Genomic DNA, 13,620 nt, shown 5'->3' with positions numbered 1-13,620 from the left:
AGCCTCCACGCATGCCCTACCTGATCCGCGTGGAGCTGCCCGACGTCCCGGGCTCGCTCGGTCGCGTGGCGAGCGCGATCGGTGAGGCGGGCGGCGACATCGAGGCGATCGAGATCGTCGAGAAGCGCGACGGCTTCGCGGTCGACGACGTCCTGCTGGAGATCGCGCCGGGCACCATGCCCGACTCCATCGTCTCGGCGTGCAGCGTGCTCGACGGCGTCAGCGTGCTGTGGGTCAACCGCTACGCCGCCGGCGGCAACCTCTTCCTCGACCTCGAGGTCGTCGAGGCGCTCACCGAGGACCCGGCCAACGCGCAGGACCGGCTCATCGACCTGCTGCCCATCACCTTCCGCGTCGACTGGGCCGCGCGCCTGCGCCGTGACGGCGACGGCTGGGCGGTCGCCCACGCCACCGACGCCGCACCCACCGAGTTCGACCTCGACGAGGTGGCCGCCCCGACGCGGCTGCCCGACCACGAGATCTACGTCGAGTGCGCGGCCCCCTTCGGCCGCGACCTCGTGCTCATCGGCCGCCGCGGCGGCCCGGAGTTCCTCGACTCCGAGCTCGCCCGCCTCGAGCACCTGCTGGGGCTGGCCATGACGATCAGCCACGCCTGACGCGGGCGTCGTACGGCTCCGGCTCCTGTCGAGCGGTGAGTGGCGCAGGTTCTGCGGCTCGAGAAACTGTCTCACTCACCGCTGACGCGGGTACGCCCGCGCCGCAGGTCGCCCGACGCATGCGCCGCGGTGGAGCGGGTACGCGAGCGGTCCGGTGATCCGACACGGAAGGACCGCGCCATGAGCATCAACGACGGTGACCAGCAGGCTCCCACGGACGTCGACATCGACGCCGAGGACGAGTCGACGGAGCGGCTGGAGCCGGAGGCCCCCGCCCACGTCGATCCCGACCCGGAGGCGGTGGTGCACGACGGGGACCGCGACGACGAGGCCGTCGTCGAGGGCGCGGACCCGACTCCGCCCCAGCCGAGCTGATCCGTCAGGCGCGCTCGAGGAGGAACAGCGGGATCTGGCGGTCCGTCTTCTCCTGGTAGGACGCGTAGGTCGACCAGGTCTCGACGGCCAGCTTCCACCACTCGGCGCGCTCGTCCCCGCTGAGCTCCCGGACCCGGTAGACGTGCTTCTCCGCCTTGTCCTGCAGCTCCACCTCCGGGTGCTTGCGGAAGTTGTCGGCCCACGCCGGGTCCTCGGGGGCCCCACCCTTGGACGCCACCGCGAGGTAGGCGCCGTCGCGCTCGACCCGCATGACGGGGTTCTTGCGCAGGTTGCCGGACGACGATCCGACCGACGTGATGACGACGATCGGGTACTTCGTGCCGGGCAGCGTGCCGGCCCGCTCGCCGTCGGACGCCTCGTACTCCGCGACCTGGTTGCGGACCCACTCGGCCGAGCTCGGGACATAGGTTCCAGTCAGTGCCATGCCCCCACAACACCACGGGCGGCGGCGAACTTCCAGCGCCTCCCCACTACCCTCGCGCCATGAGTGCGATCGAGGGCGTGAGCGAGATCTTCGACCCCGAGTCCTGGGACGCCGTGCCCGGCTTCGAGGACCTCACCGACCTCACCTACCACCGGGCCCGCGAGCACGGCACCGTCCGCATCGCGTTCGACCGCCCCGACGTCCTCAACGCGTTCCGGCCGCACACCGTCGACGAGCTGCTGCGCACCCTCGAGCACGCTCGTACGTCCGCCGACGTCGGCTGCGTGATCCTCACCGGCAACGGTCCGAGCGCCAAGAACGGCAAGTGGGCATTCTGCACCGGTGGCGACCAGCGGATCCGCGGCCGGGCCGGCTACCAGTACGAGACCGCGGGCACCGAGCCGCGCACCGGGGGCGACGCCGGGTCCGAGCCCAACCCCATCGACAAGGCGCGGCTCGCCCGCCTCCACATCCTCGAGTGCCAGAGGCTCATCCGCTTCATGCCCAAGGTGGTCATCTGCGTCGTCCCCGGCTGGGCCGCGGGCGGCGGGCACAGCCTGCACGTCGTCGCCGACCTGACGCTCGCCAGCCGCGAGCACGCGCGGTTCAAGCAGACCGACGCCGACGTCGGCTCGTTCGACGGCGGCTACGGCTCGGCCTACCTCGCCCGGCAGGTCGGCCAGAAGCGCGCCCGCGAGATCTTCTTCCTCGGCGACGAGTACGACGCCGAGGAGATGCACCGCATGGGCGCGGTCAACCGCGTCGTCGACCACGCCGACCTCGAGAAGATGGCCCTCGACTGGGGCCGGAAGATCAACGGCAAGTCGCCCACCGCCCAGCGGATGCTGAAGTACTCCTTCAACCTCCTCGACGACGGCCTCGTCGGCCAGCAGCTCTTCGCCGGCGAGACGACGCGGCTGGCCTACATGACCGACGAGGCGCAGGAGGGCCGCGACCAGTTCCTCGAGAAGCGGGAGCCCGACTGGTCGCCGTACCCCTGGTACTACTGATCGGTCCGATCAGGCGACCAGTCGCAGCACGGTGGCCGCACGTCCGATCCGCACCGTCTGGCCCCAGGTCAGGGTCAGGGCGTCCGCCTCGATGCCGTCCCCGAAGGCGACCAGCCGGTCGGACCTGACCGTCAGCTCCAGCTCGCCGGCCGCGAGCTCCCCCTCGGTCAGCACGGTCCCCGTGGCGGGCGAGGGCCACGCCTCGCGCACGAACCAGACGAGGCGCGGGTCCTCCGGACCCGGGAGCGTGATCGGGCTGCGGCGCTCCAGAGCCACCGAGCGGCACCACCCGGTGGCACCCGTGCCGCTCGAGACGATCACCCCGGACGACGCCTGCGACTCCCCCGCCGCCTCGGGTGTCAGCAGGTCGTAGCGAGCCGTCTGGTGGCTGGGGTGGCCCACGAAGACCTCGTTGAGGGCGAGCAGCTCCTGGCCGTCGTCGAGGGTGGCACGGACCATGGTGTGCCGGGTGACGCGGTCGGTGCTCCGCAGCAGGCGAGGCAGGTCGCCGGCGGCGTGCGCGACCAGCACGCCGGCGTTGCGTGCCGGGTCCGGGTCGATGCCGATGACCGGCTGGCCGTCGAGGTACTTGGCGACGTTGGCCACGAGCCCGTCCTGACCGACGACGACGATGACGTCGTCGGGTGAGAACAGGAACCGGGACACGTCACCGCGCTCCACGCTGCCCCGGCGCCAGTCCACCGGGATCGCGGCGGCCACCGTGTCGAGCGCCTCGCGGGTCAGCCGGTGACGTTCCTCCAGCTCGGCGATGTCGCGTCCGCGGGTGCTGAGGAAGAAGGCCGCCTGACCGCGCGTCCCATGGGTGGCCACGAGCTCGTCGAGCTCGGTGCGCCGGTGGACCACGACGACGCGGGGCGCGAGGCTCACGACGCCGCCGTCCGCCCGCCGGCCAGCTGGGCCAGCGCGGTGCTCACCAGGTCGGGGCTCAGCACGAGGGTGTCGATCGCGGGCAGGTGGGCCGCGAGCTCCTTGGCGGCGAGCGCCAGCAGGACCGCCTCCGGCACGTCCCGGTAGGCCGCCATCCGGGCCGCCTCGGCGTCGCCCTCCGCAGCGCCGGCCAGGCGGGCGCCCTCGGCCCGCGCCTCGGCGAGGGTGACCGTGCGCCTCGCCTCTCCCTCCGCCGCGATCGCGCCTGCCGCGGCGGCCTCCTCGGCCTCCCGGCGCGTGTTCGCACCGCGCTGGCTCACCAGCTGCTCCTCCCGGCGCGCCAGCTCGATCTGCGTCTGCAGCTCGTTCTCACCGATCGCGCGCTCGCGCTCCACGGCGATCGCCCGTCGTTCGAACGTCGCCCGGTCCGACTCCTGCTGCACGCGCTCGCGGGTCGGGGTGCGCAGGGCCTTCTCGACCTCGGGCTCGGGGCGGACCGCGACCACTCGTACGCCGACCACGGCGATGCCGGTCTCGGCCAGTCGCTCGTCGGCCCTCAGGCCGTCGGTGATGACCGAGCGCACGGGCCCGACACCGCCGGCCATCGCGTCGGTCAGGTCGACGGTGGCCAGCATGTCGATCGCGTACTGCTGGGCCGACTCCGTCAGCAGCCCCGCCACCTGGTCCAGCGGGGTGCCGCGCCAGGCGCCGGTCTCCGGGTCGATGGAGAAGTCGATGCGACCGGCCGCCGTGGAGGGGTCGGTCACGCGGTAGGTGATGGTGGCCTGGACCGTGACGTCCTGGAAGTCGCTGGTGCGGGCGTGGAACAGCAGCGGCAGCTCCCGGTCGTCGACGGGCACCTCGTGCAGGACCGCGCTGAGCGGCCGGAACCAGAACGAGGCGCCGACACCGGCGTGGATCGTCCTGCCGTTGCGGACGTGACCGACGTGCGTGGTGCTCGAGCCGCGGAGGTGGCGAGCGAAGGGGTAGCGGGCGATGTCAGCCATCAGGTGCTCCTTGTCCGGCATTAATGTCACTATGACGATAACCCTCCTGGCCAGTTCTCGTCAAGTCGACATTAAGTGGGTAGGCTGCCGTCATGACCGACCCCGACGAGCACGCCCCCGTCGCCGTCACCGTCGACCTCGTGGTCCTCACGGTGCGGGAGGACCAGCTGCAGGCGCTGACCATCCGTCGAGGGGAGGAGCCGCACCGGGGCCGGTGGGCCCTGCCGGGCGGCTTCCTCCGGCCGGACGAGGACCTGCCGGACGCCGCGGAGCGCGAGCTCCGGGAGGAGACCGGTCTCTCGGCCGACCGCTTCCACCTCGAGCAGCTCGGTTCGTACGGCGCACCCGACCGGGACCCGCGGATGCGCACCGTGACCGTGGCCTACATCGCCCTGGCCGCCGACCTGCCCACGCCCACTGCGGGGACGGACGCGGCGGACGCCCGGTGGCAGCCGGTCAGCCGGCTGCTCGGGACCGACGACGCACTGGCCTTCGACCACTCGGCGATCCTGGCCGACGGCGTGGAGCGGGCACGCGCGAAGCTCGAGTACACGCCCCTGGCGACGGCGTTCTGCGGCGAGGAGTTCACGGTCACGGAGCTGCGGCACGTCTACGAGGTCGTGTGGGGCACGTCCCTGGACCCGCGGAACTTCCACCGCAAGGTCACCGGGACGGCGGGGTTCCTGGAGCCGACCGGGGCGACCACCACCCGTGACGGAGGGCGACCGGCCCAGCTCTTCCGGGCCGGGACGACCAGGCACCTCCACCCGCCGCTGCTGCGGTGACCGGTCCCGGTGCCACCCGGTGCCACCCGGGAGCTGCCGGCGCGAGCCTCAGCTCGTCGCGAGGCTGTGGTTGTCGATCTCCGGGTAGTGCCGCCGGATGTTGATCTTGCGCTCGAGCTCGCCGATGACCGCCGGGGCGAAGTTCACGTCGTAGAGCGCCTGGGCGCTGCCGAGGCCGCCCGGGCTGAAGACGTTGATCTCCATCAGCTTGTCGCCGACGATGTCGAGTCCGACGAGGAACATGCCGTCGGCGACCAGCTTGGGGCGCACCACCTCGACCATCGCGAGCATCTCGTCAGTGACGGTGACCTTCTCGGCCGTGCCGCCGGCGGACATGTTGGAGCGGATGTCCTTGGTCTTGTTGCTGCGGCGGAAGGCGGCGTACTCGCCCTGGTGCACCAGCGGCTCGCCGTTCATCACGAACAGGCGGACGTCGCCGTTGACCGCCTCGGGGAGGTACTCCTGGGCCACGACGTAGCCGTCGCGGGAGATCGCCTCGATGATCTGCGTGAGGTTGGGCGCCTCCTTGCGGTCGACGAGGAACACGCCCGCGCCGCCGGATCCCTGCAGGGGCTTGAGGACGGCCTTGCCGCCGAGCTCCTTGATGAAGGCCTCGATCATCCCCTGGTCGCGCGAGATGAGGGTCCGGGGCCGCACCACCTCGGGGAAGTGCTGGAAGTACGCCTTGGACAGCGCGTTGGCGAGGCTGGTCGGGTCGTTGACCACGAGCACGCCGCTCGAGGCGATCAGCTGGCCGAAGGCGACGCCCGCGTTGTTGCGCCACGGGTCCGACTCGGCGTCGTCGGCCGGGTCGTTGCGCAGCATGACGACGTCGAACTCGTCGAGCCCGAGGAGCTGCTCGACGTCGGGCTTCTGCACGTCAGCGAGGTGGCGCTCGAGGGAGCGGTACGTCTTGGCGTCACCCGCCCGGGCCCGGGTGCTCAGCGACCCGTCCGGCTCGTAGGCGAAGTCGCCGATGCCCATGTACCAAGCCTCGTGGCCCATCTCCTTGGCCGCCATGGCGAGGCGGTTGGTGGTGTACTCCGCCTTCTCCGTCTCGATGTCGTTGACGACGAACCCGATCTTCATGCGTGCTCCTCCAGGAGTGTGCTGAGGTCTTCGGTCCCGGCCGCCCGCGCGAGGTGGGCGTGGGCGTCCGGGTCGTGCAGGTATCGGGGCAGGACGCGCGGCGGCCGGAGCAGCCCGCGGTCCTCGAGGTCGCCGATGAGGGGCAGGTCGCGCAGCGAGAACTTCCCGAGCCACAGCCGGTCGAGCGAGCCGCCCGACCCGAGGTGGTCGAGCAGCTCGACGAGGCCGCGGAGGTAGATCGCGTCCTTGGTCATCCCGCCGGAGCGGTAGACCCGCATCACCGTGGTCCAGGCACTGCCGGCGGGGAAGTCGTCCGCGACGAGCGCCTCGTGCGCCTCGGCGAAGCTCGCCCCGCCGATCATCCGGTGGACGGTCACGACGCGGCTGGCCAGCTGGCGCAGCCGGAACGCCGTCAGCCCGCCGCACGCGATCTCGGCGAGGACGGCCAGGCCCTCCTGCGTCTCGTCGTAGCCGGCGAGCCCGACGCCGAGGACCTTGACCGGCTGGTGGCTGCCGTTGGCCTGCGTCACGAGGTGCGTGCCGACCTCGTGGTGCAGCAGGGCCTGGGCCCGCGCCCGCTGCACCGTGGTCTCCGGACCGATGAGCAGCACGTCGCCGGAGACCATCACGCCGTTGACGTCCGAGCGGACCTCGGCGTGCATGTCGAGGTCCGGGTCCTCGGCGCGGTAGCGGGCGATCTCCTCCTCGGCCAGCGCCAGGAACTCGTCGGCGTCCAGCGGGTCGTCGCTCGGCTCGGTGCGGGTGATGTCCGTCAGCAGCGCCTCGGCCCGGGTGCGCAGCGCGGGGGACACAGCGCCGTACAGCTCGACGCTGAGCGGCAGGAAGTCGTCGGTGTCGCGCGCCTCCAGCATGTCGAGCTGGAGCTCCATCTCCCGGTGCTTGGCGCGCAGGAGCTGCGCGAGCACCGGGTCCTCCACCTCGCCCGGGGTGATCCCGTCCAGCTCGGCACGCACCACGGCCGGGTCGGTCTCGAGCTCGCGGTAGGTGAAGACCGGGTCGCGGTCCCGGCCCTCGAGGAAGTCGTCGCGCAGGTCGTCGGCGTCGACGGGCGTCACGTCGAGGAGGAAGCGGAAGCTCTGGGCGAGCAGCGAGAGGCGGTGGTCGACGGCGAGGTCGGCGGCGCTCAGCGACGGATGCTCATCCTCGTCGCTCACCTCAGCCTCTCCAGCTCGTCGTGGAGCCCGGGCAGGGCGGCGGCGAGGCCCTTCCGGACGGCCTCGAGGCGATCCTCGTCCACCTCGCCCGACCACTCGTCCATGAACGTCTTCTTGAACTCGAGCGCCAGCACGCAGCCCACGCGCGGGTAGCGGTCGTGCACCCACCACGCGAGGTTGCGGCCCTCGAAGGCGACGTTCTCGCGCGCGTCGAGCGGACCGCAGCCCACCGACGCGTCACGGAGGTCGGCGGTGAAGCGCTCGACCAGCGGACCGAACAGGTCGTGGTCGAGGCTGCCGGTGCCGACGTTGACCTCCGGGTTGTCGACCGCCGGGGCCGGCGGGCCGTCGGCCCCGTCGCGGCGGTGGTTGTAGGAGTGCACGTCGAGCAGCACGAACGGGCCGCGCTCGGCCAGAGCGTCGAGGCGCGGCGCGAGGGCGTCGTAGAAGGCGTCGTAGGTCGCCAGGCTGCCCTCGAAGAGCTCGTCGGAGAGCACGCCGTCGCGCCACACCTCGAGCCCCCAGCAGTCGTCGGGCTTGCGGTAGACCGCCTCGCGGCGCGGCCGGTTGAGGTCGGCCTCGAAGCGGGACCGCGACGTCACCACCCGGTCGGGGACGACGGCCGCGATGCGGTCGGTGTACGGGTCCTCCTCGCGCAGCCGCTCGGACTCCTCGAGCACCATCGCCTCGGCGATCTCTTGCCTCAGCCCGTGGCCGGCGTGCACCGACGTCGCCACCACCGGACCGTGCCACTCTCCCTCGAACGCGACAGCGTCCGACGTCCCTCCCAAGTCCGTCATGGCGGTCTGTCTACCGGAGTGCGGAGGCGCGCTCCACGCGGCGGCACCCCTGAGGGTGAACGGCTGGTAGGACTGGGGCATGGCTCGCCACACGCGCATCGTCGTCCTCACCGGAGCCGGGATCTCCGCCGAGAGCGGGCTGCCGACGTTCCGTGATGCCAACGGGCTGTGGGAGGGCCACGACCCCATGCAGGTGGCGACCCCCGAGGCGTACGCCGACGACCCGGACCTCGTGCAGCGCTTCTACGACGAGCGGCGGGCGGCGCTCTCCCGGGTCGAGCCCAACGCCGCCCACCGGGCCCTCGCGCGGCTCGAGGCGGAGCTCGGGGACGACCTGCTGGTCGTCACCCAGAACGTCGACGACCTCCACGAGCGGGCCGGCTCGCGACGGGTCCACCACGTCCACGGGCGGCTGCGCTCGGCGTGGTGCACGACCTGCGACGAGCGGCACGACTGGTCGGGCCCGCTGGCCGACCGGCCTCCGTGCCCGGCGTGCGGCGCGGCGACGCTGCGCCCCGACATCGTGTGGTTCGGCGAGCTCCCCTACGGCATGGACGTCGTCGAGGAGGCGCTGGAGCACTGTGACCTCTTCGTCTCGATCGGCACCTCGGGCCTGGTCTACCCGGCGGCCGCGTTCGTGCACTGGGCCCGCGGCGCGACCCTCGAGCTCAACCTCGAGCCGAGTGCGGGCGCGACCGATTTCGCGGAGTCGCGCACCGGTCCCGCGACGCGGCTGGTGCCGGCCTGGGTCGGCGAGGTGCTCACCGGGTCGTCGGGCCGGGGCCGGGCTCGGGGGCCGCGCTAGGGCCGGAAGTGCAGGCGCACGGTCGTGCCGTGGCCCAGCGCCGAGCTGATCTCCACCGAGCCGCCGTGGCGCTGCATGATCTCGCGCACGATGCCGAGGCCGAGCCCGGTGCCGGGGCGGAGGAGCGCCTGGTCGTTGGTCGAGCGGAAGAGCGGGGCGAAGAGGTTGGCCTGGTCGGCCTCGGAGATACCGATCCCCTCGTCGCGGCAGCTGAACGTGAGGCCGCCGTCCTCCCGACGCTCGACCCCCAGCCAGATCTCGTGGTCGGGGTCGGAGTACTTCACCGCGTTGTCGACGAGGTTCGTGACCGCGCCGGCGATCTCGCGCACGTCGCCGAGCACGAAGGCTCCCGTGGTGTCGCCGACGACGTGGAGGGTGATGCCGGCCTTCTCGGCGACGGCCGCCATCGACGAGATGGTCTCCTCGACGACGCCGACGAGGTCGAAGCGCTCCATCGTCGGCGGGCGGTGCGGGTCGCTCACCCGCGACAGCATCGAGAGCCCCTGGAGCAGGTCGCCGAGGCGCTCGGTGCCCCGCAGGATCGCCTGCGCACGGCGTACGTCGCGGTCGTCGGCGGCCGGGTTGGTGGCGAGGAACTCGGCGTTGGCCGCGATGACGGTCATCGGGTTGTTGATCTCGTGGGTCAGCTCGCGCAGGAACCAGTGGCGGGCCGCCTCGAGCTCGCGCAGCTCCTCGAGCAGGCGCCGCTCGCGCTGGGTGGCGTGGGCGTTGGCGACGGCGCGGCCGAGGTCGTGCCCGAGCTCGAGCGCCGCGAGCCCCTCCCCGTCGGTCCAGCGCCGGGAGCCGGTGCGCCGCGCGCACAGCAGCATGCCCAGGACGTCGTCGTCGACACCCATCGGCGCGATGACGAGCGCCTCGTAGCCGAGCTGCAGCAGCGGCTCGGTGAACCAGTCGGCGTGCTCGGCGGCAAGGGCGGTGTCGCCCCACACCTGGCCCGGCTCGATGATCACCACCCGCTGCTCGGTCCACGCCCGGGCCGCCGCCTGGTGCAGCGCCCGGCACACGTTGCCGTCGATCTCGAGGCCGAGGCTGTCGGGTTGGTCCACCTCCTCGTCGAGGAAGACGTGGATCTCCAGCTCGTCGACGGCCAGCGCGTCGAGGAGCGTCTCGCGCGCCTCGCGCAGCAGGTGGTTGACGTCGTGGCGCGCGGGGCTGGACTGCACGACCCGGCGGGCCGCGCGGATGCTGCGCACGAGGTGGGCGAACTCCTCGCGCTCGATCACGGTCACGACCGTGCTGAGGGTGAGCGACAGGGACGGCGACAAGGCCTCGAGCTCGGCGCGGGAGGGGCGCTTGAGACCGAACGGCTCGTCGAGGTAGAACAGCGCGCGCAGGCTGCCGCGCTCGTCGCGGACCTCGGCGACGAGCATGTCGAGCGGCTGCCAGTCGCCGTCGTCGTCGGTGCGGGGGATGTCCGGGATCCAGGAGCCGTCCCGCAGGCGCTCCTCGAGCCCGGGCGCGTAGGACTCCTCCGCGACGAAGGTGACGGAGCCGAAGGCCTCGCCGCCACCGATGGCGGCGACCATGTCCTCGAGGCGCGAGCCGGTGCCGAGCAGCTGGCGCGAGCCCTCGGGCTCGCCGGTGATCGCGACGAACTCGAGCAGGCCCTGCGGGCGCACGACCTCGATGGCGGCGACCCTGAACCCGGCCCGCGCCGCGGCGTCCGCCGCGATGTCGTGCAGCAGTGCGCGCGCCCGGGGTCCGCCCCAGCTCAGGTCTCGCATGGTGCACCCCCCTCCCGGGCGTGTCGACCGGCGGACGTCCCCCTCGGCCCGCCACTGCGATGGTAGGGGCGGCCCGAAGCGTCCCGGGGCGCTTTCGACAGGTCTTGACCTTCGCAGCACCGTCGCCGCGGTGGGCGAGCGGTCGCCCCGACGCCACCGGGAGCCGGCAGAGGTGCCCTAGCGGCCGTTCTGGCTGAAGTGCATGTAGTCCTTCGACCAGCGCCACGCGCCGCCCCACCCCCACCCGATCCGCGCGAAGGCGCGCACCACCGGGCCGTCGGCGGTGACCATCCCCGACCGCACCCGGCGGCGGTCGAGGTAGGAGGAGGCGAGCTCGGGCAGCACGACCTCGCCCTTGGCGTAGGGGTTCTGGAAGGAGTTGAGGTCGAGCGCGAGGCCGTAGGCGTGCTGGGAGAAGTACGTCGCCCCGGTCGAGGGCCGGCAGACGAACGCGCCCGTGCCGTTGCCGTCGCCGGTGCTCGGGGCGTCGGGGTCGTAGGACCGGAGGATGCCGACCTGCTCCTGCGGGAAGCGCACGCGGTAGAGCGCGCGGAAGACCTGCACGACGTCGGCGGCCACCGAGGCGTGCACCAGCAGCTCGCCGGTGTGCCGGCGGCCGTCGAAGCCCCAGAACGCCAGCCGCAGCCAGGCCAGGTCGCTCGCCGCCACGGGGCACCCCGGCTTCCACGTCGAGCGCCGGACGACGTGGGCCGGCGCCGGCGAGACCACCCTGCTCGCGAACCCCGAGCCCGGCAGCATGCGGACGTCGTCGGGCAGCGTCCAGCGGCGCTCGCGCATCACCGGCGGGGTCGGACGGACCTCGCCGTAGCCGGTCGCCGGGTCCTCGGGCAGCACGCGGGTGCCGAGCCACGCCGGCGGCACGCTGCCGGGGCCGGTGGCCGGTGCGGGCTGGGTCCCGTCGGTGCTGCGCTGGACCGCGACTGGGGCGGCCGCCGGCTCGACCGGGGCCACGGGCAGCGCGGTGACCGCGAGCACGGCCTGGACCAGCGCGGCGACGAGGGCATCGGGGAGCACCCGCTCAACGTACGCCGACGGGTCCCGCGAGCGGCAGCGTCACGGTGAACGTCGTGCCGGCGCCGAGCACGGACTCGACCTCGACCGTGCCGTCGTGGCGGTCGGCCACCCGCTCGGTGATCGCCAGGCCCAGACCGGTGCCCGGACGCCGGCGCGCGTCGGGGCTCGCCGAGCGGAAGAAGGGCGTGAACACGTGCGCGAGCTCGGCGGCGTCGATGCCGATGCCCGTGTCCGAGCAGGTGAGCCGGACGACGTCGCGCCCCTGCTGGGTGTCGGGCGCCAGGGTGACCGTCACGCTGCCACCGGGTCCGGTGTACTTCACCGCGTTGGACAGCAGGTTGGTGACCAGCCGGTGCAGGCCCTTCTCCTCACCCGTCACGACCAGGCCGTCGGCGACGGTCGTGCGCAGCTCCACCCCGGCCCGCTCGGCCGTGGACGCCATGAAGTCGCAGACCTCGTCGACCATGGCCGAGAAGTCCACCGGGACCGGCTCGGTCGCACGCGTCGGGTCGCTGGCCGCCGCGAGCGCCAGGAGGTCCTCGATCATGTCCTCGATCCGGCGGGTGGCGCGGTCCATCGCCGCCATCGACTCACGCATCGGGCCGAAGACCATGCCCAGCTGGCCGAGCATCTCGATGTGGGTCCACAGCACGCTGACGGGGTTGCGGAGCTCGTGCGCCAGGGTGTTGACCATGTCGCGGCGGTAGTCGCTGATGGCGCGCAGCTCGGCGTTGAGCGTGCGCTCGCGCTCCATCAGCCGGGCGTCGAGGACGACCTGCGCGAGGTCGCTGGCCACCGCGGCGGCGGCGTTGATCTCGGAGTCGATCCAGCGGGCGCCGCCCACCGTGCGACCCAGGCCCATCGTCCCGAGGTACTCCTCCCCCATCCCGATGGGCACCAGCAGCCAGGAGCCCAGCCCGCGCCGCTCCATGAGCCGCCGCATCACCTCGGGCGTCGGGATCGCGTCGTCGGCGACGCCCCACGCCAGCGCCGGCTCCAGCACCACGTGACCGCCCCGCAGCCAGACCTCGCGCATGTCGGCCTCCAGCGACGCCGTGTGCGGCTCGAGCTCCGGCGCGCCCGCGCCCGCCAGCAGGACGTCGACGCTGTCGAGCGCCATGACGGCGACCATGGCGTCGGCCATCTCGGCCAGGAGGTCGTCGACCCCCAGGCCGGGCCGGATGCTCTGGATCGCGGTGCGGGCCTGGGTGACCATGCGGACCTGCTCGCCGTAGAGCTCGCGCTCGACGATGCTGACGACGGCCTCGTACATCACCTCGACCTCGGCGTTGATGGCGTCGACCACCTCGGCCGTCGGACGCAGCCCGGAGAGCGGCTCGTCGAGGTAGAGGGTCGCCCGCAGGTCGCCGTCCTCGTTCTGCAGCAGCCGCACCAGCCGGTCCTCGGCGCGCCAGCCGTCCGGCACGTCGGACGGGGGCAGGTCGGGGGTGTGGCCGTACTGCGCCATCCAGGCCCGGGTCTCCTCGTCGACCCGCTCCTCCGGCACGTGGACCCAGCCGCCGATGTGCGTGCCGAACGCGATGATCTTGTCCAGCGCCAGCGGCGCGGCACGTCCCAGCAGCTGGTCCCGCGCGTCGTCGTCGCCCGCGATCGCGACGAACTCGAGGTTGCCGTCCGAGCGGAGGACCTCGATGGCCGCCACCCGGTGCCGCGAGCGCCGGGCGACGTCCTCGGCGATGGCATGCAGGACCGCGCGTTGGGCCTCGTTGCCCCACGCCTGTCCTCGCGGGCGCACGTACGCCCCGCCGTCATTGCTCACCGATGCTCCCGCGCCGACAACGAGTCAGCCGGGGTGACGTTACGCGGGTCCCCGGTCGTGCGGG

General features: G+C 72.8%; 14 protein-coding genes. 5 read left to right on the top strand and 9 right to left on the bottom strand.

Annotated features, from left to right (window positions below):
* Nucleotides 1-11 precede the first annotated feature (11 nt).
* A complete protein-coding gene (locus SHK17_RS01005) occupies nt 12-617 on the top strand; it encodes an ACT domain-containing protein (RefSeq protein WP_322920784.1) in 606 nt (201 codons plus the stop codon).
* A 180-nt stretch (nt 618-797) separates the two neighbouring features.
* Nucleotides 798-992 (top strand): hypothetical protein, encoded by a 195-nt coding sequence (locus SHK17_RS01000; protein WP_172268766.1) that lies wholly within the window; start codon nt 798-800, stop codon nt 990-992.
* A 4-nt stretch (nt 993-996) separates the two neighbouring features.
* Here the strand turns inward: SHK17_RS01000 and SHK17_RS00995 are convergent, their stop codons facing one another.
* Nucleotides 997-1,437: a nitroreductase family deazaflavin-dependent oxidoreductase gene (locus SHK17_RS00995; protein WP_322920783.1), complete on the bottom strand. Its 441-nt coding sequence runs from the start codon at nt 1,435-1,437 to the stop codon at nt 997-999.
* A gap of 59 nt (nt 1,438-1,496) precedes the next feature.
* Between SHK17_RS00995 and SHK17_RS00990 the strand changes: the two genes are divergently transcribed.
* A complete protein-coding gene (locus SHK17_RS00990) occupies nt 1,497-2,447 on the top strand; it encodes a 1,4-dihydroxy-2-naphthoyl-CoA synthase (RefSeq protein WP_322423822.1) in 951 nt (316 codons plus the stop codon).
* A 9-nt stretch (nt 2,448-2,456) separates the two neighbouring features.
* Here SHK17_RS00990 and SHK17_RS00985 read toward each other — a convergent pair whose 3' ends face one another.
* Both SHK17_RS00985 and SHK17_RS00980 read right to left on the bottom strand, forming a co-directional pair.
* Nucleotides 2,457-3,335, bottom strand: coding sequence for a diacylglycerol kinase catalytic domain-containing protein (locus tag SHK17_RS00985; RefSeq protein WP_322920782.1), 879 nt, complete (start codon nt 3,333-3,335; stop codon nt 2,457-2,459).
* A complete protein-coding gene (locus tag SHK17_RS00980; RefSeq protein ID WP_322920781.1) occupies nt 3,332-4,342 on the bottom strand; it encodes an SPFH domain-containing protein in 1,011 nt (336 codons plus the stop codon). The genes SHK17_RS00985 and SHK17_RS00980 overlap by 4 nt, the downstream gene beginning before the upstream one ends.
* 92 nt (nt 4,343-4,434) lie before the next feature.
* On the opposite strand from SHK17_RS00980, the gene SHK17_RS00975 reads away from it, so the two are divergent.
* The gene (locus SHK17_RS00975) at nt 4,435-5,127 is read left to right on the top strand and encodes an NUDIX hydrolase (protein WP_322920780.1); all 693 of its coding nucleotides are present in this window, start codon (nt 4,435-4,437) and stop codon (nt 5,125-5,127) included.
* Between the two features lie 48 nt (nt 5,128-5,175).
* On the opposite strand, the gene SHK17_RS00970 is transcribed toward SHK17_RS00975, so the two are convergent.
* The 3 genes from SHK17_RS00970 to SHK17_RS00960 are packed head-to-tail and all read right to left on the bottom strand — an operon-like array spanning nt 5,176 to nt 8,191.
* The gene (locus SHK17_RS00970) at nt 5,176-6,216 is read right to left on the bottom strand and encodes a glutathione synthetase (protein ID WP_172268748.1); all 1,041 of its coding nucleotides are present in this window, start codon (nt 6,214-6,216) and stop codon (nt 5,176-5,178) included.
* Entirely contained in the window at nt 6,213-7,391 is a 1,179-nt protein-coding gene (locus SHK17_RS00965; protein ID WP_322920778.1) for a flavohemoglobin expression-modulating QEGLA motif protein, read from the bottom strand. The genes SHK17_RS00970 and SHK17_RS00965 overlap by 4 nt, the downstream gene beginning before the upstream one ends.
* Nucleotides 7,388-8,191 (bottom strand): N-formylglutamate amidohydrolase, encoded by an 804-nt coding sequence (locus SHK17_RS00960; RefSeq protein ID WP_322423816.1) that lies wholly within the window; start codon nt 8,189-8,191, stop codon nt 7,388-7,390. The genes SHK17_RS00965 and SHK17_RS00960 overlap by 4 nt, the downstream gene beginning before the upstream one ends.
* Nucleotides 8,192-8,270: 79 nt before the next feature.
* On the opposite strand from SHK17_RS00960, the gene SHK17_RS00955 reads away from it, so the two are divergent.
* The gene (locus SHK17_RS00955; RefSeq protein WP_322423815.1) at nt 8,271-8,996 is read left to right on the top strand and encodes an NAD-dependent deacylase; all 726 of its coding nucleotides are present in this window, start codon (nt 8,271-8,273) and stop codon (nt 8,994-8,996) included.
* Here the strand turns inward: SHK17_RS00955 and SHK17_RS00950 are convergent.
* The 3 genes from SHK17_RS00950 to SHK17_RS00940 all read right to left on the bottom strand — a co-directional run bounded on the left by SHK17_RS00950 (nt 8,993) and on the right by SHK17_RS00940 (nt 13,556).
* Nucleotides 8,993-10,741 carry a sensor histidine kinase gene (locus tag SHK17_RS00950; protein ID WP_322920777.1) on the bottom strand — a complete coding sequence of 583 codons (1,749 nt, stop codon included), beginning with the start codon at nt 10,739-10,741 and terminating at the stop codon, nt 8,993-8,995. The two genes, SHK17_RS00955 and SHK17_RS00950, sit on opposite strands and share 4 nt — an antisense overlap.
* A 177-nt stretch (nt 10,742-10,918) precedes the next feature.
* Entirely contained in the window at nt 10,919-11,776 is an 858-nt protein-coding gene (locus SHK17_RS00945) for a M15 family metallopeptidase (RefSeq protein ID WP_322920776.1), read from the bottom strand.
* A gap of 4 nt (nt 11,777-11,780) precedes the next feature.
* Nucleotides 11,781-13,556: a sensor histidine kinase gene (locus SHK17_RS00940; RefSeq protein WP_322423812.1), complete on the bottom strand. Its 1,776-nt coding sequence runs from the start codon at nt 13,554-13,556 to the stop codon at nt 11,781-11,783.
* Nucleotides 13,557-13,620: the final 64 nt, after the last annotated feature.

The sequence above is a fragment of the Nocardioides renjunii genome, assembly GCF_034661175.1.
Lineage (GTDB): Bacteria > Actinomycetota > Actinomycetes > Propionibacteriales > Nocardioidaceae > Nocardioides > Nocardioides renjunii.
The sequence above is the reverse complement of the archived record's forward strand: the minus strand, read 5'-3'. Positions and strand labels throughout refer to the sequence as shown.